Source organism: Paenibacillus sp. FSL H3-0310 (assembly GCF_038002785.1).
Lineage (GTDB): Bacteria > Bacillota > Bacilli > Paenibacillales > Paenibacillaceae > Paenibacillus_AQ > Paenibacillus_AQ odorifer.
Window position 1 is genome coordinate 2,162,917 of the sequence record NZ_JBBODC010000001.1, and the last position, 18,086, is coordinate 2,181,002.

At 43.8% G+C, this 18,086-nt stretch carries 13 protein-coding genes and 2 pseudogenes; 13 read left to right on the top strand and 2 right to left on the bottom strand.

The features are described from left to right. Positions 1-20: 20 nt before the first annotated feature. The 7 genes and pseudogenes from MHH63_RS09755 (at position 21) to MHH63_RS09785 (ending at position 9,942) form a co-directional block, all read left to right on the top strand. Complete coding sequence (locus MHH63_RS09755) at positions 21-1,457, top strand: glycosyl hydrolase family 28 protein (RefSeq protein WP_341171446.1); 1,437 nt, start codon at positions 21-23, stop codon at positions 1,455-1,457. 1,648 nt (positions 1,458-3,105) lie between these two features. Beyond that, positions 3,106-5,889: pseudogene (locus tag MHH63_RS09760) on the top strand (discoidin domain-containing protein); the annotation flags it as partial. Between the two features lie 528 nt (positions 5,890-6,417). Then, a pseudogene (locus MHH63_RS09765) lies at positions 6,418-7,012 on the top strand (endonuclease); the annotation flags it as partial. A 214-nt stretch (positions 7,013-7,226) separates the two neighbouring features. Continuing rightward, entirely contained in the window at positions 7,227-7,649 is a 423-nt protein-coding gene (locus MHH63_RS09770) for an SRPBCC family protein (protein WP_341171447.1), read from the top strand. A gap of 1 nt (position 7,650) precedes the next feature. Continuing rightward, on the top strand, positions 7,651-7,980 hold the full coding sequence (locus MHH63_RS09775) for an ArsR/SmtB family transcription factor (protein ID WP_341171448.1): 330 nt from the start codon (positions 7,651-7,653) through the stop codon (positions 7,978-7,980). Positions 7,981-8,092: 112 nt separating this feature from the next. Next, positions 8,093-9,124 (top strand): ATP-binding cassette domain-containing protein, encoded by a 1,032-nt coding sequence (locus MHH63_RS09780; protein ID WP_341171449.1) that lies wholly within the window; start codon positions 8,093-8,095, stop codon positions 9,122-9,124. A gap of 2 nt (positions 9,125-9,126) precedes the next feature. Continuing rightward, the gene (locus MHH63_RS09785) at positions 9,127-9,942 is read left to right on the top strand and encodes an ABC transporter permease (RefSeq protein WP_076129863.1); all 816 of its coding nucleotides are present in this window, start codon (positions 9,127-9,129) and stop codon (positions 9,940-9,942) included. A gap of 139 nt (positions 9,943-10,081) precedes the next feature. Here MHH63_RS09785 and MHH63_RS09790 read toward each other — a convergent pair whose 3' ends face one another. Then, positions 10,082-10,735, bottom strand: a complete 654-nt coding sequence (locus tag MHH63_RS09790) for a TetR/AcrR family transcriptional regulator (protein ID WP_076182436.1) — start codon at positions 10,733-10,735, stop codon at positions 10,082-10,084. Positions 10,736-10,934: 199 nt separating this feature from the next. On the opposite strand from MHH63_RS09790, the gene MHH63_RS09795 reads away from it, so the two are divergent. Then, on the top strand, positions 10,935-11,720 hold the full coding sequence (locus MHH63_RS09795) for an SDR family NAD(P)-dependent oxidoreductase (protein WP_076304439.1): 786 nt from the start codon (positions 10,935-10,937) through the stop codon (positions 11,718-11,720). Positions 11,721-11,835: 115 nt separating this feature from the next. On the opposite strand, the gene MHH63_RS09800 is transcribed toward MHH63_RS09795, so the two are convergent. After that, entirely contained in the window at positions 11,836-11,973 is a 138-nt protein-coding gene (locus MHH63_RS09800; protein ID WP_341171450.1) for a hypothetical protein, read from the bottom strand. Between the two features lie 1,881 nt (positions 11,974-13,854). On the opposite strand from MHH63_RS09800, the gene MHH63_RS09805 reads away from it, so the two are divergent. From MHH63_RS09805 to MHH63_RS09825, 5 genes are all read left to right on the top strand, one after another. Next, positions 13,855-14,181, top strand: a complete 327-nt coding sequence (locus MHH63_RS09805) for a PadR family transcriptional regulator (RefSeq protein ID WP_076129753.1) — start codon at positions 13,855-13,857, stop codon at positions 14,179-14,181. A 6-nt stretch (positions 14,182-14,187) separates the two neighbouring features. Beyond that, complete coding sequence (locus tag MHH63_RS09810) at positions 14,188-15,150, top strand: permease prefix domain 1-containing protein (RefSeq protein WP_076129752.1); 963 nt, start codon at positions 14,188-14,190, stop codon at positions 15,148-15,150. Between the two features lie 251 nt (positions 15,151-15,401). Next, entirely contained in the window at positions 15,402-16,160 is a 759-nt protein-coding gene (locus tag MHH63_RS09815; protein ID WP_341171451.1) for a YveK family protein, read from the top strand. Then, on the top strand, positions 16,108-16,815 hold the full coding sequence (locus MHH63_RS09820; protein ID WP_076277771.1) for a CpsD/CapB family tyrosine-protein kinase: 708 nt from the start codon (positions 16,108-16,110) through the stop codon (positions 16,813-16,815). Before MHH63_RS09815 ends, MHH63_RS09820 begins: the two co-directional genes overlap by 53 nt. A gap of 5 nt (positions 16,816-16,820) precedes the next feature. Next, complete coding sequence (locus tag MHH63_RS09825) at positions 16,821-18,056, top strand: oligosaccharide flippase family protein (RefSeq protein WP_076303330.1); 1,236 nt, start codon at positions 16,821-16,823, stop codon at positions 18,054-18,056. Positions 18,057-18,086 lie beyond the last annotated feature (30 nt).

Genomic DNA, 18,086 nt, shown 5'->3' on the forward strand with positions numbered 1-18,086 from the left:
CTAAGATAACGGAGGTAGAAATGAGCGAATTAATTATTTATGAGCAGCCGAATGAAGCCCTGGGGAAAGACGATTTTACAGTGAGTGTACGAGAGCCTGGTGGGTTATGGCAAGCACTGTTTGTTTTTGAAGCAAAGGTGGATATGCATCAGGTTCGATCGACATCGATGGTTTATTTTGATATGGAAGGCACGGTGGAGGTCTCTGTTCATTGTAATAACCGGCAGATTGAACAAGCGGTTATTCGCCCTTTGGCAACCCATATTCCCTTTCAAATCGAAGAGAATACCCTTTTGTTCACATTGGAGCACCCGTGTAAGCTTTCCATTGAAATCAATCGAGAACGTTTTAGTAACTTGCATCTTTTTGCCAACCCCTTGGAGACAGCCCCACCTAAACTTGACGATGATAATGTAGTGCTTGTCCAACCAGGAATACATCAATTTGCGGCTATCGAAGAACAAGCTCAGCATTTGTCAGAAAGGGCTAATGGGGAGCGTCAGACGATATATTTTATGCCCGGGCTTCATCAATTCGAGAATCCAATGCTGCATATCCCTTCTGGGACCACAGTTTATATTGCCGGAGGCGCGATCCTTTGCGGATCCATAATGATTGACCATGCTGAGAATGTTGTTGTTCGCGGCAGAGGTGTTCTGTATTTAGCGGATATGGAGAAAACCACTTATTTAAGAGGCGTTCAAATCCAGCATTCTGAACAGATTGAGATCGAAGGGATCATCACGCTTGATCCTCCGCATTACAGTATATATATCGGAGCGTCTAAGCATATCCGCATTCATAACTTCAAAGCTTTCAGTACACGCGGCTGGTGTGATGGAATTGATATGATGGCTAGCTCAAATGTGGATATTAAAGATGTGTTCTTGAGAACTTCTGATGATTGCATTGCCATTTACGGCAGCCGTGGAGAGTATTATGGAGACTCACGCCATATCACAGTTAAAGATTCCATACTCTGGGCGGACGTTGCTCATGCCATGCATGTCGGTATTCATGGTGATCACCAACATAATGGCGATTTTATAGAAAATATTTGGTTTGAAAATATCGATGTGCTTGAGCATCACGAGCCGCAGGAAAATTATTGGGGGGTTATGGCAATCTGTGCAGGGGATAACAATACCGTACGTAAGGTTACTTTCAAAAATATCCGGGTGGAGGATTTTGAACTGGGGCAGCTGTTTGATGTCCGCGTGGTGTGGAATAAAACCTATAATCCGGTGCCAGGACGATGTATCGAAAATATAGAGTTTAGCGATATCACCTACAATGGGAAGAATATCAATCCTTCCCGTATATTCGGCTATGACGAGGAAAGAGGTGTGAAGGATATTTATTTTTATAATCTTCAGATTAATGGAGAGGTTATTGTCGACCTGAATAACAAACATTTTGTAGTGAATGAATTTGCCAGCGGTATTTATTTGCATTAAATCAGAGGATGTAAATGAATGGAGGAGAACAATGAATTCATTTAAAGAGCTACTCTTTGGAAAATCGCTTAAACGTATTTTTAGGATCACAGTTTCCTTAAGTTTGTTGGTAACGCTAGTGCCTTTATCGGCAGAAGGAGCCGCAGTAGAATCGACAGAGCTGTCGATAATTACGGATTACCAACCTACCATTAATGAGGTTATAGATGAAAGCGGATTCAAACATCCGGGTGTTGGCCTGACCAAGGATATTCTTGAGAATATTAGGACACAGGTACGGGCGCAAAAAGAACCCTGGATCACTTATTATAATCAGATGCTTCTCTCTCCGGCAGCTTCAAGGACGGTCACTTCCAACAATCAAAGTGGTGCGGATCCGTTGAAACCAGCGAGCGATGCTTTTAATAGCCAGGGCTTTAATTCAAGATTTATAGCGGATGGTTTGAAGGCTTATACACAAGCTCTATTGTATGTAATATCGGGTGATGAGGTTTACAGAGCCAATGCCATGCATATTATCCGGATTTGGTCACAGATGGACCCTGAGAAATACGTGTATTTTAATGATGCACATATTCATACAGGAATTCCACTTAATCGAATGGTTACTGCGGCGGAAATCTTAAGGTACACAAGTGCTCAAACTGAAGAGCTGAAATGGACGGAAAAAGATGTCGCTGATTTTACGAATAATCTTATTAATCCGGTTATTGAAACGTTCCAACACACAAATGATCGTTTTATGAACCAGCATCTTTATCCGCTGCTTGGAGCTATGTCAGGTTATATTTTTACAGGAAATACAGAGAGGTACAATGAGGGAGTTGAATGGTTTACCGTCAATAAAACCGCTGTTGATCAGGGGCAAAATGGCGCGATAAAAGCTTTATTCAGATGGGTCGATACAAATATTGTAACAGGGGAAAAAGTTAATCCACCCGTAGTTCAGCATGTTGAAATGGGCAGAGATCAGGCGCATGGCGCTGGGGATATAACGAATGTAGAGATTTTATCACGTTTATTATTGGCTCAGGAAACAAAGGTAAATCCGGTAGAGGGGACTGTTTCTAGTGCGCCAAATGCGGTGGGTCCGTATGAATTTCTAGATCAACGGATTTTAAAAGCTGCCGACTACTTTGCTCAGTATATGATTGGCCATGATACACCATGGATTCCAGTGGCGGCACATACAGATGTAAATGGAAATCCAACGATTATCTATAAACACTTGGCTGGCGGTTACAGGGGGAGAATTGGCGGTAATGTCTATGACCTTTATTATTATTATAAATATACAGCTGGAATAAATATGGAGGTTGAAGCTCCTTATTTTAGCGAGATGTTTGCTAAGCGATTGCCTTTCTATTGGGAGTCTCCGGATGGAGGCGGGGATTATTGGCTGTACATTCCTAAAGAAGCAGAGGGCGAGGGTACGCTCAATTTGCCGAAGGTGATAACGAATCCAGATTTGAGAGAACTGGAAGACCGGTACACGAAGCTTGATGGTCACTCCACCACAAAACAAGAAGGAGACACTACTTACGTTGAAATTACCGCAACAGATGAGGGCAGTAAAATTGCTTTTGTGGGTGCAAGCAGTGGCGAACGAATCATTGCTTTTAAGATTCGGACTAATGGCATAGCAACCATGGAGGTGTTTGGCGATACCGTTACGCTGCCTGATACAAAGGGGCAATGGAGGTATATTCAGTATGAGTTCAATGAGTTCCAAGGCTTCAGCGATCTTGTCTATTTTAATGTAAAAGGAAATGGAACAACAGTCGATATTGACCATATTAATTTAAAAGCTGGGGCACAGCTTACCCCTCCAGTATTTACATCAGGAAAGGAACCAGTATCTTTATTTACCTATGAGGGATCTACAGTTGCAATTCAATTTGATTTCTCTGCGACAGACGCAGGTGCAACGGATGTTGTTACCTATCAAGCGGATCAGTTACCTGAGGGTGCAGTGTTCAATGAGACTTCAGGTGTTTTCTCTTGGTCTGGAGCACATGCGGGAACCTACTCCTTTGTAGTGAGTGCCGCAGATGGAACTTCGGTTACAGCCAAGGATGTTAGTGTTGTAGTAGCGAATGATCGGCAATCTGCCGTCAACGCCGTCATTTCTCCTTATCATGTTGATGTGCCTTACATTTCGGCAACGTTAGCTCACTATAAGCAAGTGCACGCTGAGGTAATGGATGTAATTACTACTGCCACTGACGAGGTCTTCTATCAGAAGTTATTTGACCTGAATCTCGCAGTGCAAAGTCTTAAAGAATTGACGCCATTAATGAAAGATGGAAGTGTTAATTTTACGAATATGTTTGTTAGCTCAACCTTTGGTAACGCTGTCCCGAACCTGCTGGACAACACAAATGATAGTTTTGTGGGGTATTATACAGCGCAGGATCGGGCGCATTACATGGATTTAGGACCGGATTTTCAAATATCAGCAGAAAGCTTTGAGCTTCAGGTAAGAGCTAGTTTTCCGGAGAGAATTGGCGGCGTTGCAATGTTCGGATCGAATGACAAAGAAAATTGGACCCGCTTAACCCCCGGCTTGACAACAGTTACTGAAGAGATGCAGAGACTTGAGGTTCAAGCAGGCCTGGAGCATGAAAAATTCCGATTTTTGAAAATGGAAATGATAAAGCCTTCGAGTACTATGCTGGAAATTGCTGAATTTAGAATCTTTGGCCAGCGGTATGAGACAGTAAATCAATTAGAGTCCGTGTCCATTCACTCGGATCAAAGCTTAAGAAATCGAATTATACCAGGGGATACGATTCAATTATCCTTTAAGTCTACAGAAATGATCCATAATGCCACGGCCCATATACAGGGTCAACCTGTTGCAGTCAGTTCTGTGGACAATATCAACTGGACAGCTAAGCTTGTGGTGAATGAATATGTTCCATCAGGTATTGTGAAATTTAAGATCAATTATAAAACGGCAGCTGGAGAGGATGCAGTAGAGACTATTTTTACAACAGATGGTTCTACTTTATTCATTGCAGATCAGACGGGACTTGTCGCTAATGTGCTTGAGATAGCAAACCTAATCGATTCCAGTGGAAGAAATCCGGCTGATCTTTTGGCAACAGCAAAAGTTTTATTTGATAATCATTTAGGTTCCATCACTGATTTTCGTTTAAATGGCAGTGGTTATGGTGCATATCTAACCTTTGACTTTAAAGAAGGCGGCCAGGCATTGCTGTCTAGGGTAGAAGTAATCGGAAGGCAAGATGATTATGCGGGCAGAATTAATGGAACAGTGGTGCAAGGCTCCAATGACAATGTGACGTGGATCACGATCTCTAATGTAGCAGGAAATTCGCCGGAATGGCAGAAGTTGACGATTAACAGCACAGAACCCTATCGTTATATCCGCATCACCAATGGAAACAACTGGTATGGAAACATGGCTGAACTACGTTTGTATGGTGATGTTACAATCAATTCAAAGCTTGATGCGGTGTCCATTAGCTCCGACCAAAGTATCCAGAAACGAATTGTGCCTGGGGACACGGTGAAATTGTCTTTTAAAGCAAGCGATGCAATTAACCAAGTGAATGTCAATATTCAGGATCAAGTCGCAACCGTTGCTACTGTCGATAAGATCAATTGGACGGCTGAAGCGGTCATGGGCAATAACGCACAACCTGGACCTGTGAACTTTAGTATTAAATACAAGTCAAAGGAGGGAATCGAGGGGCCGGAAAAAACATCAACTACAGATGGTTCCTCTCTGTACATTCCCGATGAGACCGAGTTGATTAGTAATGTGCTTGCGATTACTAATTTAAGTGATTCCAGTGGGAGAACACCAACCGATCTCAGGAATGTTGCGGGATCATTATTCGATGGAAATGCAGGCACAATTACGGATTTTCGGGTAAATGGTAGTGGATATGGAGGATTTATAACGTTTGATTTTAAAGAAGGGAATAGGGTCCAGCTGTCCAAGGCAGAGGTGCTTTCCAGGCAAGATAATTATTTTACACGAATCAATGGGACTGTGGTTCAGGGTTCGAATGATCATACAAGCTGGACGACAATCTCCTCTCCTGCAGGAAAAACGATGGATTGGCAGACCTTAAGTATTAGTAACGCAGAAGCCTATCGTTATATCCGGATCTATAATAGTAGTAATTGGTTTGGAAACATGGCGGAATTACGCTTTTATGGCGTAGTGAAAGGGGCGGACCCAACAGCTCCGGTGACAACGGATGATGCGCCACAAGGTTGGACCAACAAGGATACGTTGGTAACCTTCACAGCTACAGATGCGGGCTCTGGTGTTGCGGCAACCTATTTCACAGTAAACGATGGCGAGCAGCAAACCGGGAATTCAGTTATTTTGTCCAATGAAGGAACACATAAGTTAGTTTATTGGAGCGTTGATAGAGAGGGTAATGTGGAACAGCCGCAGAAGCCTGCTGTGGTGAAGATTGATCGGACCGCACCACAGGTGGTAATTAAAGGAGAGAGTTCCTATACCATAGAGCAGACATTAAACATCACCTGTAGTGCAGCTGATACTGTATCAGGCATCACTTATTCGCCATGTGATTCAACGCTCGCAGATTTTAAAGCGTATACGCTGGAAGCGGGAACTCATAGTGTAACTGCGAAAGCCGAGGATGCGGCGGGCAATGTCGGGCTGGCAGAGCATTCGTATAGTGTATATGCGACATTTGACAGCTTGTCGGCATTAACCGAAAATTTTGCAGCTGAGACGGGTGCTCCAGATTTAGAAAACGTAACCAATTCACTTAAGCAGCAGCTGGCGATCGCCAAAGAAAAAGCTCAGCAGCATGCTGGCGCAGAAGTTCACAGCTTGCTGGAAGTTTTTAATAGTGAAGTGAATCTCCAGAGCAATCAGGTGTTCACTTCTGAGCAGGCAGAGGTTCTAGTCCGTTGGTCACAATGGCTCCAGAATACAACTCCGCTTGCTGGTGGAGCCCCTGGAAAGCCAGTGTTATCTGACAATAATGGGCACGACACCGGGCTTCGAGATGGCAGCTATGCCGTCACGATGAATCTTTGGTGGGGGAACAACGGTACCGAGTTTAAGCTCTATGAAAACGATGTACTGATCAGTACCCAGATGTTGACGGACAGCTCACCGAATGCACAAGCCGTGAGTACGGATATTGTGGGCAAATCAAATGGAACCTACACGTACACGTGCGAGCTAGTCAACAGCTTCGGTTCGACTATCTGCGATCCGCTAATCCTTACTGTTACAGATGCAGCGCCGGGCAAGCCTATAGTATCCCACGACAACTGGAATGGGGATGGAACTTACGACGTTGTGATGAATATGTGGTGGGGAACCAATGGTACTGAGTACCGTTTGTATGAGAATGGAGAAGTAATCGACACACAGACACTAAGCACGGCTCCCCCTGCGGCTCAGATGACAGTTACGAAACTTAAAGAAAGATAAGACACCAGGTGTATATGAATACTACGCGGTATTAGTCAATGCATCAGGCGAGACATCTAGCGAGAAAATCACAGTAACTGTCAAGCCAAGAAACTGACCATAGAGCTGATGTAATAGGAAGGCCCTTTCTTCGGGATGACCGAGGGAGGGGCTTTTTTATAGCAGTTAAAGGATATTATTGAGGGATTGAGACGTTGAATAACGAACGGAGAATTAGGGAAATCTGTAAATTGACATAACACCTAAAGGTGTTATAATGAAAAGCGAACCCAAAAGGTGTTATATTAAATGAATGCTGGAGGCTATTTATTATGCAAACTCAAGAACCCTTACAAGAAATTCGTCAAACGATTTTACTAAATGCGCCAATAGAAAAGGTTTGGAAAGCTGTTGCCACGGCAGAAGGAATGGCAGCCTGGTGGATGCCTAGTACATTTGAGCCTGTTGTTGGGCATGAATTCATCCTGCATGCTGGACAATTCGGAGATTCTCCTTGTAAAGTAACCGAAGTTGATCCTCCGAATCGTGTTGGTTTTAATTGGGGGAAGGATTGGCATCTTGCTTTTGAACTGAAAGAAATCGAAGGGAGAACTGAATTTACCTTGATTCATTCTGGATGGGACCCTGAAAAAGTTACTGAATTTGGCCAACCACATCCAATCGTACGCGGCTTTATGAACAGCGGCTGGGAAAAAATCGTCCAAGAAAAACTTCCTGCTTATATCGAGGCTTAATATGCCGGTTGCTGAAGCAGGACATGATGTATTTCAAGCGATAGCAGATCCTACCCGCCGCAGTCTGCTAAAGCTGCTCGCTAATAAGGAAATGTCTATAGCATCTATTACGGATTGCTACCCGATCAGCCGAACCGCTGTTAATAAGCATTTACAGGTATTGTCCGATGCGCAGCTTGTTAGCAGTCAGAAAGTCGGACGGGAGACCCGGTATAAGCTTCAGCCAGAACCTTTGCTGGAGCTGCAAGATTGGCTTGCCTTTTTTGAAGGTTACTGGGCTAATAAATTGTTTGCGCTTAAAGAATATGTTGAGGCTGACTCAGAGGAGTAGTAATAAACCGGGAGGCGTGAGATCGCGCTCCCCGGTTTTTTGTGTTGTTTAAATTCAGTTTATAAAAGGGAGTTACCATCACAATACAAACTAAAACGTTGGAGGAATTGTAATGGTAAATGAACGCAAAAAAATAATTGAGCCCAACCCTGGAGATTGGGCCGTCGAAGCGCGTGGGCTCGTCAAAACGTTTGGTGACAATCGCGCAGTTGATGGAGTAAATCTAAACGTTAAGGCAGGCACGATTTACGGCGTTCTTGGTCCCAATGGGGCAGGAAAGACGACGGTAATTCGGATGCTGGCTACGTTACTTCGTCCGGATGCGGGGTCGGCGCGAATCTTCGGGCATGATGTGGTAAAGGAGTCGCAGATTGTTCGGCAATTGATAGGGGTTACGGGACAATATGCTTCTGTAGATGAGTCACTTAGTGCTACAGAGAATCTGATTATCTTTTCACGTCTTTTAGGGTTAGGGCGGGCAGAGGCGCGGCAAAAAGCAGCGGAGTTGTTAGAAGAGTTTGGTCTGACGGAGGCGGCGAAACGGCCGCTTCGAAATTTCTCTGGCGGTATGCGCCGACGTCTGGATCTTGCAGCAAGTCTGATTGCCCAGCCTCCGCTTATCTTTTTGGATGAACCAACAACAGGTCTGGACCCACGGACACGTTCGCAAATGTGGGATACCATTCGTCGGTTGGTGAACACAGGATCAACAGTGCTGTTAACTACACAGTATCTTGAAGAGGCCGATCAGCTTGCAGATCGTATTGCAGTTATTGATCATGGCCATGTCGTTGCAGAAGGCACCGTGGATGAGCTAAAAGCTTCAGTGGGCATCACCTCGCTGCACTTAAAAGTCCAAAATCTTAAAGATATCGCTCAAGCGCGCCGGATTGTGGAACATGTGCTGCATATCCAGTCTATTGTGCCGAATGAGGCTGGGAAAATTACTGCACCGATGGCGAACGCTGATTTAGTCACTGATTTGCTTATTGCACTCCGCGAAGCGGGGATTCCACTCGCGGAGATGAGTGTGCAGAAACCGACGCTTGATGAAGTGTTTTTGACGATCACTGGCCATGGAGCTACGGATGAGGCATCCCAAGCATCACAAGAATCAATGAATAAGGAGGCAGCAAGAGCATGAGTATGAGAACTTCTACTATTAGTCCAGGTGCGACCCGACAATTGAAAAACCATACGAGCTTCAAACAATCTGTTCGTAACTCGTTAACGATGGCTTATCGCGGGATATTGAAAATCCGTCGCACACCCGAGCAATTGTTCGACGTAACGCTGCAGCCAATTATTTTCACACTAATGTTTACTTATATTTTTGGTGGAGCCATATCAGGAGATGTAGTGAGCTATTTGCCCGTTATTATTCCTGGTATTCTAGTGCAGACTGTAATCACGACCTCCATCGTCACTGGTGTCCAACTGCGGGAAGACATGGATAAAGGGGTGTTTGACCGCTTTAAGTCATTGCCGATTGCCCGAATAGCCCCACTAGCCGGAGCTTTGTTGGCAGATACGATTCGATATACGATCGCTACTGTGCTTACTTTTGTCATGGGCTATATTATGGGTTACCGACCTGATGGCGGTCTGGAGCATGTCGCAATTGCTGCGCTTTTGGTTATTGTCTGCTCCTGGTCGATTAGCTGGATTTTCGCTTTCTTTGGTGTGATTGCCCGAACCGCTTCCAGCGTACAGGGGATATCAATGATTGTGTTGTTCCCACTCACGTTTCTATCCAACGCCTTCGTGCCTGTAGATACGATGCCTAACTGGCTGCAATGGTTTGTCAAAGTCAATCCAATCTCGCATCTTGTGTCAGCTGTCCGTGAGCTTGCTAACTCTGGAACCGTAGGCTGGGATTTCGCTATCTCACTTATCGGAGCTGCTGTGATTGTTGCGGTTTTTGCACCTATCACTGTGCGTGCATATATGCGCCGGACATAATTAGAGAGATGAAGAAGCGGCAGAAATGCCGTTTTTTTTTGTGTTTTTTTAGCATGTTAAAAAAGCCGTGATCTAAGGATATCCCAAGATTACGGCTTGAATTTATTGAGTAGGGACTTGCAAAGAGGCCTTTTTAGAATTAATTATCTTTTTTAAAGAAGGTATGAATTAAATTGGAGACCGATCTATCATATAATATTTTAGCTGTTTCCTCATTTTGAATATGTCCCCCTAAATGCAGATGAATGACGCCATGCAATGACGCCCACACCAGGTTCACAACAAGCAGAGGGTCTTTTTCGTTAATAAATCCTTGTTCGATGGCTTCTGTAATAAGGGCTATCACTTGTTGTAGTGCCGTAAAGATAGCATGTAAGCTTTCCTCCTCCGGTTTGAATTCGCTAAAGGCTCCTCCGAACATAACCATATAATAGCTAGTATGATTCCGTGAGAAATCCCAATAAGCTTGTCCAAGCTCGCGAAGATATAAATTTAGATTGTCTTGTTTTGGAACCGCTTGAAAGGCAGCAGCCAACAATTTACACCCTTGCAGAAAAAGCTCCTTCGCTAAACCTTCCTTGTTTCCAAACAAGTTATAAATGATTTTTGTGGGACATTCCATTTTTTCAGCAACCTTACGGATGGTTACACCTTCGGGTCCAGATTCATGCATAATGGCCGCAGCGGCTTCGATAATGTTGAGTCTTAATGTTTCCGCATGCTGTTGTTTTGCTTTTGGGTAGGTTGTAACAGATTGTGCATCTATAGAAGATATTTTGGACGATTTTTGCATGTAGTTTCACTTCCTTAGAACTTTACTTTAGCTTTTTTTAGATAGCCGTTATTTCTAAACCTTATTTTACTGATGTAGAAGAGAAATAGCCAATAATTAAATGTGTAGAACTTTATTTGACAACGCAACTTCACTTGGATACAATGATTCTTATTGAAACACTGTTTCTAAATGGTCGTTAAAGGGAGAGAGGATAACAATGATTACAATTCAAAATAAATGGACGTTGATTACGGGAGCTTCTTCGGGTATAGGTGAAGCGTTTGCTCGAGAACTTGCAGCCAAAGGAAGTCACTTAATTTTAGTCGCCCGTTCTGAAGATAAACTGATTGCTTTAGCGGAAAAATTAAAACGAGAATTTCAAATTCAAGCGGAGGTTCTGGTTGCTGATTTATCTCAAGAAGGTTCCCCTGAAAGGCTCTATCAACAATGTGTAGAACGTGGCTTGAACGTTGATATTCTTATTAATAATGCAGGTTTTGCTACGCATGGGCTTTTTGAACAACTATCTGGTTCGAGACAACATGAAGAAGTGATGCTAAATGTTTTGGCGGTTGTAGATCTGACCCATTTGTTTTTGCCAGAGATGTTAAATAGAAAAAGTGGAGTGATCATAAACGTTGCATCAACAGCTGCATTTCAACCTCTCCCTAATATGGCTGTATATGGAGCGACAAAAGCTTTTGTATTATCATTTACTCAAGCGCTATGGGAGGAAAATCGGAAACGGGGCGTACAATTTCTTGCGTTATGTCCGGGGTCTACGGAAACAGAATTTTTTAATGTCGTGGGAGCCGATGAGGCTTCGGTAGGCAAACGAGACACTCCAGAAAATGTCGTTCAAGTGGCTCTTCGGTCGCTTCAGGCTAAAAAAGTATTTGCTGTCCCAGGATTTACAAATTATATTTCTGCTCAAATGTCACGTTTTTTTACACGTAAACAAATGCTTTATTTTGTTGGACGTATGCTCCGTACACGACATTAATAGGTCAACGTATTCAAGTTGGTGTATTCGTTAGCAATGATTAACTATTTATTAATTATCAAAAAAACAACAAGGCAGCGGTTTTCCTCATAATTGGAGAACCGCTGTTTTGTGTTTAGGCTTGCTGACTTTGACTCAGTTCGCTTGAATTTACATCAACAAAATCAACAACATCACCATCACCATCACCATCACCAACATCAACAACAACAACAACAACAACATCATCATCACCAACATCAACAATATACATCTAAATCACATCGCCGACTCATAATCGTCCACTGTGGTACGGACCCCAATGACGCTATTAGTATGTTTTTCGCAGTTCTAGCACAGTATCGGACTCCAGTGTAGCTATTCCCTAGAAGTGGGCTCGAATATGGTGATTTGTGCGCCAATAGGAGCATTGGGGTCCGATAGGATCAGAAAAGTGGGGAATTTCTGCGAATAAGGTCAACTGAGTCCGATAGTACCTCGTCCAGGGTAATTAACTAACTAATGTATTAAGATTCAATAATAAGGAAAACAAAACAGCGTTGGTTTGTTGCTTCAATAGATATTGGGGCAAGCAAGGCTAAAGGACCGCAATGACGCTATTAGTATGTTTTTCGCAGTTCCAGCGTAGTTTCGGTCACCAGTGCAGCTATTCCCTAGAAGTAGGCTCGAATATGGTGATTTGTGCGCCAATAGGAGCATTGGGGTCCGATAGGATCAGAAAAGTGGGGAATTTCTGCGAATAAGGTCAACTGAGTCCGATAGTAGCTCGTCTAGAGTAATTAACTAACTAATGTATTAAGGTTCAATAAAAAGGAAAACAAACCAGCGTTGGTTTGTTGCTTTAATAGATATTGGGGCAAGGAAGGCTAACGGACCCCAATGACACTATTAGTATGTTTTTCGCAGTTCTAGCGTAGTTTCGGACTCCAGTGCAGCTATTCCCTAGAAGTAGGCTCGAATATGGTGATTTGTGCGCCAATAGGTGCATTGGGGTCCGATAGGATCAGCAAAGTGGGGAATTTCTGCGAATAAGGTCAAATGAGTCCGATAGTAGCTCGTCCAGAGTAATTAATTAACTAATGTATTAAGGTTCAATAAAAAGGACAACAAACCAGCGTTGGTTTGTTGCTTCAATAGATAATGGGGCAAGGAAGGCTAACGGACCCCAATGGCGTTATTAGTATGTTTTTCGCAGTTCTAGCGTAGTTTCGGACTCCAGTGCAGCTATTCCCTAGAAAGGGCCCTAAATATGATGTTTTGTGCGCCAATAGGTGCATTGGGGTCCGATAGGATCAGAAAAGTGGGGGATTTCTGCGAATAAGGTCAACTGAGTCCGATAGTAGCTCGTCCGCCAAAGTAAGGGGAAGTAAACACCTATGTTCTTGCAGTCAACCTTATTGTATTAAGGTTCAATAAAAAGGAAAACAAACCAGCGTTGGTTTGTTGCTTCAATAGATAATGGGGCAAGCAAGGCTAACGGACCCCAATGACGCTATTAGTATGTTTTTCGCAGTTCTAGCGTAGTTTCGGACTCCAGTGCAGCTATTCCCTAGAAAGGGCCCTAAATATGATGTTTTGTGCGCCAATAGGTGCATTGGGGTCCGATAGAACCTGAAAAGTAGTAAAATGCCTCGAATAACGCCAACTGAGTCCGATAGTACCTCATCCGCCAAACTAAGAGTAGGTAAACGTCACCGTATATGCAAACAGCCTACTAGTAAACACTATCGTCCTGCAAACAACCAATTGATGAACACTATCGACTTCGCAAACAGCCTACTAGTAAACACCATCGTCCTGCAAACAACCAATTGGTGAACACTATCGTCTATGCAAACAGCCTACTAGTAAACATCATCGTCCTGCAAACAACCAATTGGTAAACACCCCCGCCCTCGCAAACAGCCTACTAGTAAACACCATCGTCCCCGCAAACACTACTGGCCTGCACAATCGTATACCTAACCTCATATTGGAAGCTACGTCATGCGCAGACAGCAATTGTGATTTAATCAAGGAAGGTTCGGTCCTCAAATTATGTTGGCCTATTTTTCCATTAACTACTTCATCTGTCGTAGTAATTATGTTATACTGCAACTACTACGACAGATGAAGTAATCATGGGGGGATATTTTTGATCAGCAGTGATGTTATACGCGGCTACAATGATACGATGATCCTATACATGCTGCTGGACGGGGAATCTTACGGGTACGAGATTTCCAAAAATATCAGGCAGTTAACGCAGGAGAAATATGTCATGAAGGAGACAACGTTATATTCTGCCTTCACCCGACTGGAGAAAAACGGATATATAGAATCCTTTTATCTGGATGAGAGTCTTGGCAAGCGGCGTACGTATTACCGGATTACCCCTTTGGGTCTCGCCTATTACCGAGAAAAATGTGAGGAATGGAAGGTTACACAGCAAGTTGTAAACCAATTTATCAAGGAGTGGTGATAGAGCATGGAGACGATCATAGTATATCTGGATAATATGTTTGCAGGTCTGCCAAAGACTCCGGAACTGGAACATCTGAAGCAAGAGCTGCTATCTGGGATGGAGGAGAAGTACCTGGAGCTGAAGCTTGCTGGCAAGTCGGAGAATGAGGCGATTGGTATCGTCATATCGGAATTCGGCAATATTGAAGAGCTGACAGCAGAGCTTGGCATCGATCCAGTTGCGCCAGAACAGGCTATTCCGGTGCTGACGGAAGAAGAGGTTTACGCTTATGCGGCGGCCAGACGAAGCGCTGGATTATGGACGGGGATCGGCGTTTTTCTCTGCGCATGCGGAGTGGCGTTTTTGATCACCCTGGATACAATATTTGAAAATAAGGCTGTTATGAGTGATAAAGGTTCGATGCTGGGGCTGGTCGGAATGTTCGTGCTGGTCGCTATCGCGGTCGGGATGTTTATACACAGCGGAATGAAGCTGGATCGCTTTAAGAGTCTGGAGCAAGGCTTTCAGCTGCCTTATGCTCTAAAAATGGCGCTTCAACGCAGCCAAAGTCTTTATGCTCCGACTTACCGTCTTTCTCTGATTACAGGAGTCTGCCTATGCGTGCTGTCGCCGGCTTTTATCTTTACCACTAGCTATGTCAACGATGACTATGCTCCCTATGGAGTCGCTGCTTTTCTGTTTATTGCAGCTGTGGCGGTGTTTTTGTTCATCTATTACGGGAATATCCAGGGTACTTATACGAAGTTGCTGGAGGAGCCGAATATCACTGCAGAGAAGCAGGAAGAGAACCGATTTGTTGGAGTTGTTGGGGCTGTATTATGGCCTTTGGCGACGGCGATTTTTCTGTTCACGGGTTTTGTCTATGGGCGCTGGGACGTCAATTGGGCAGTATTCCCAATTGCTGGAGTTCTATCCGGCATGTTAAGCAATGTTCATCATGTTCTGAAACGTAAAGATATCTCCTGATGGTGTTAACTGCACTTGTACATTCCTGAACTAGATAGATTATATGTAAGGTATTCTACCAGTTGATTTTACTGGAAGAATGCCTTTTTTTGTTGGATTTTAACAGGTGAGCTAAATGAGCCCTTTAATATTTTGACATTTAAATTTTAAGTACGGACTTGGACATATGTTGAGAGAAAGAGAATATGAATATACAACAATAATCTTGTTAAAGAGGCGACAATACATTAACTAGTTAGGAGAAATGATCGATGGAATTCGAACTGGGCAGCATTTTGAAACTAGTAAAACGTAGGCTGCTGTTCATTATTGTATTATGTATCGCTGCAGTCGGGCTAGCTGGTAGTGTTAGCTATTACGTTTTACAGCCGAAATACGAGGCGACAGCTTCTATACTTATTCAAGGGGACAGGCAGCAGAAAGCAATTAATGACATTATGGCCGGACAAAAGCTGGTAACCACTTACGGGGAGATCATTCGAAGCAGCAGGATAGCGGAAGAGGTTGTCAGAAAGCTGCAGCTAAAAATGACAGCGGAAGAGTTGCTCAAAAATGTGAAGACAAGAACCAATAGTGAATCACTCGTAACAACGGTAATTGTGACCAATTCAAAAGCTCAACGGGCAACAGATATCGCGAATGGCTTCGGAGAAGCCTTTAATGCGAATATTCAATCGATTATGGGAGTGGAGAATGTTGTATTTCTCGACCGTGCCAAGGTTCCTTCTGATCCTGTCTCACCTAAGCCGGTCTTCAATATGGCTATTGCCTTCGGATTGGCGCTGATTACCGGGATCGCAATCTCTATCCTCCGGGAATTGATGGAGAAACCCGTGAGAAGTGCCAAAGATATTCAGCTTGATTTGCAGCTTCCGCTTCTGGGAACCGTGGGCAAATTGAAGCCACGTAAACGGCGGAATAAAGCGAAAACCAAATCAGCAGAAGGAGCCACAAGTTATGAAGAAGAAAACGCCAAAATTATATTGCCTGGAACAACCGAAGTCATCTAACGGAGATCAATTCCGAAGCATACGCTCCAATATTCGTTATACCCGCGTTGGTGGAGAGATCCGCTCTTTATTAGTCACAAGCTCACTTCCGGATGAAGGGAAATCAACGGTAGCGATAAACCTGGCGATTGCCATGGCGGAAGCTGGTAAGACAGTTCTACTCATTGATGGGGATCTACGTACGCCAACGGTGCATAAGGCATTTGATCTGCCTAATTGGATCGGGCTTAGCAGTATCTTAGTGGATCATACCCGCTTAGAGGATTGCATTATTTCTATTGAGGAAGCAGAAGGTTTGTCTGTATTGACCTCTGGTCCGATTTCACCAAATCCCGCTGAATTACTAGGCTCTGAAGGAATGAAGCGATTGTTTGCAGAGCTGAGCGTGCGTTTTGATACGATTGTCATCGACTCATCCTCTGTATTAATGCCATTTTCGGATGCCCTTATTTTGGCAACGATGACTGAGGGGGTATTGCTAGTTGTGAAATCCGGAAAAGTACTCTTAAAGCACACGAGTTCTGCCAAGCACTTGTTAGAGCAGCAGGGAGCACATTTACTGGGAGCCGTATTGAATTATCGGAAAAAGAGCAGGCGTTCCAAGATTCGTGGTGAAGATTTTGCCGAGTGGGCCTCTTCTTCAGGAATGGTCTGACGTCTATGTCATTTGCTTCTCTTCGTTATTTGCTCGGGAATATCACTTACGCTGGTGCTCAGTTTGTGATTGTGATCCTGCTGAATAAATTCGGGTCATCGGCAATCGTGGGGAAATATTCGCTAGGGCTTGCAGTTACTGCTCCGATCTTTATGCTGTCGCATCTACATCTTCGTTCCGTATTAATCGTTGATTCATCGGGGAAATACAGTTTTGGAGACTTTCTGGGCTTACGGCTGATAACAACCGCCCTTGCGTTTACGATTACCGCAGGCTTTTGCATTATGAGTGGTTTGGATTGGAATACAGCATTGGTTATTTTCTTCATCGGTCTGTATAGAATCGTTGAATCAATCAGTGATATTTTATTGGGCATCGTTCAAAAGGAGGAGAGATTAGATCAAATCTCAATCTCCAGAATGGCAAAAGGGTTATTCTCCATTCTAATCTTCATCCTCGTATTTATCCCTACACAGAGCCTTGTTCTTGCCTTGTTAGTCATGATTATCGGATGGTTAGCGATAACGATTGGATATGATGCTCGTAAAGCAAGAATATACACTTCTCTCAGGCCACTCTTCAACAAAAGAAGCCTATGGAGTTTACTGATCGTCAGTTCACCGCTAGGCGTGGTGTTGGCGTTGATGTCGTTAAATACGAATATCCCATTATACGCGATTTCCTATTTTAAAGGGGAGCATGACTTAGGTATTTATGCTTCACTCTCATATATGATTGTTGCCTGTAATGTTGTCGTCACCGCACTTGGTGAAGCCATAACACCACGTCTTGCCAGGTGGCATTCAGCCGGGAGACACAAGGAGTTTGTCACTTTACTCAGCCGAATGATAGCGATGGGTTTGGGTTTTAGTGCGGTCGCTTGTTTGATAGGGTGGTTGTTTGGACACAAGCTGTTAACCTTATTATTCAGTTCAGACGTGGCAGGAGAGTTAGGGTTGTTTCATTGGCTGCTGGCGTCCACCATGCTGGTATTTATTTCATCCTACCTGTGGTACGCCATAACGGCTACCGGAAGGTACAAAGCCCAGATTCCATTGTTTCTGTGCACAGCATTCACTAATGGCTTATGTTGTCTGATCTTCGTACCTCATTACGGGGTAGTAGGGGCTGCGATGGGAGCTAGTTCGTCGTTATTTGTACAGATGATTGGCAGTGTAGTTGTGCTGTATCGTGTCATCGGAAAGGTAAGAAATCGGGAACAGTCGGAAGCGGCGGCATAAGTTCTTTGTTTTATAGGAAAGTAGGAAAGT

Excerpts from the sequence above, each read along its gene's own strand:
- MHH63_RS09770 (WP_341171447.1), top strand. The coding sequence starts at position 7,227 with ATGCAAACTCAAGAACCCTTACAAGAAATTCGTCAAACGATTTTACTA.
- MHH63_RS09785 (WP_076129863.1), top strand. The coding sequence starts at position 9,127 with ATGAGAACTTCTACTATTAGTCCAGGTGCGACCCGACAATTGAAAAAC.
- MHH63_RS09820 (WP_076277771.1), top strand. The coding sequence starts at position 16,108 with ATGAAGAAGAAAACGCCAAAATTATATTGCCTGGAACAACCGAAGTCA.
- MHH63_RS09800 (WP_341171450.1), bottom strand. The coding sequence starts at position 11,973 with ATGTATATTGTTGATGTTGGTGATGATGATGTTGTTGTTGTTGTTGTT.
- MHH63_RS09795 (WP_076304439.1), top strand. The coding sequence starts at position 10,935 with ATGATTACAATTCAAAATAAATGGACGTTGATTACGGGAGCTTCTTCG.
- MHH63_RS09815 (WP_341171451.1), top strand. The coding sequence starts at position 15,402 with ATGGAATTCGAACTGGGCAGCATTTTGAAACTAGTAAAACGTAGGCTG.
- MHH63_RS09780 (WP_341171449.1), top strand. The coding sequence starts at position 8,093 with ATGGTAAATGAACGCAAAAAAATAATTGAGCCCAACCCTGGAGATTGG.
- MHH63_RS09775 (WP_341171448.1), top strand. The coding sequence starts at position 7,651 with ATGCCGGTTGCTGAAGCAGGACATGATGTATTTCAAGCGATAGCAGAT.
- MHH63_RS09825 (WP_076303330.1), top strand. The coding sequence starts at position 16,821 with ATGTCATTTGCTTCTCTTCGTTATTTGCTCGGGAATATCACTTACGCT.
- MHH63_RS09755 (WP_341171446.1), top strand. The coding sequence starts at position 21 with ATGAGCGAATTAATTATTTATGAGCAGCCGAATGAAGCCCTGGGGAAA.
- MHH63_RS09810 (WP_076129752.1), top strand. The coding sequence starts at position 14,188 with ATGGAGACGATCATAGTATATCTGGATAATATGTTTGCAGGTCTGCCA.
- MHH63_RS09790 (WP_076182436.1), bottom strand. The coding sequence starts at position 10,735 with ATGCAAAAATCGTCCAAAATATCTTCTATAGATGCACAATCTGTTACA.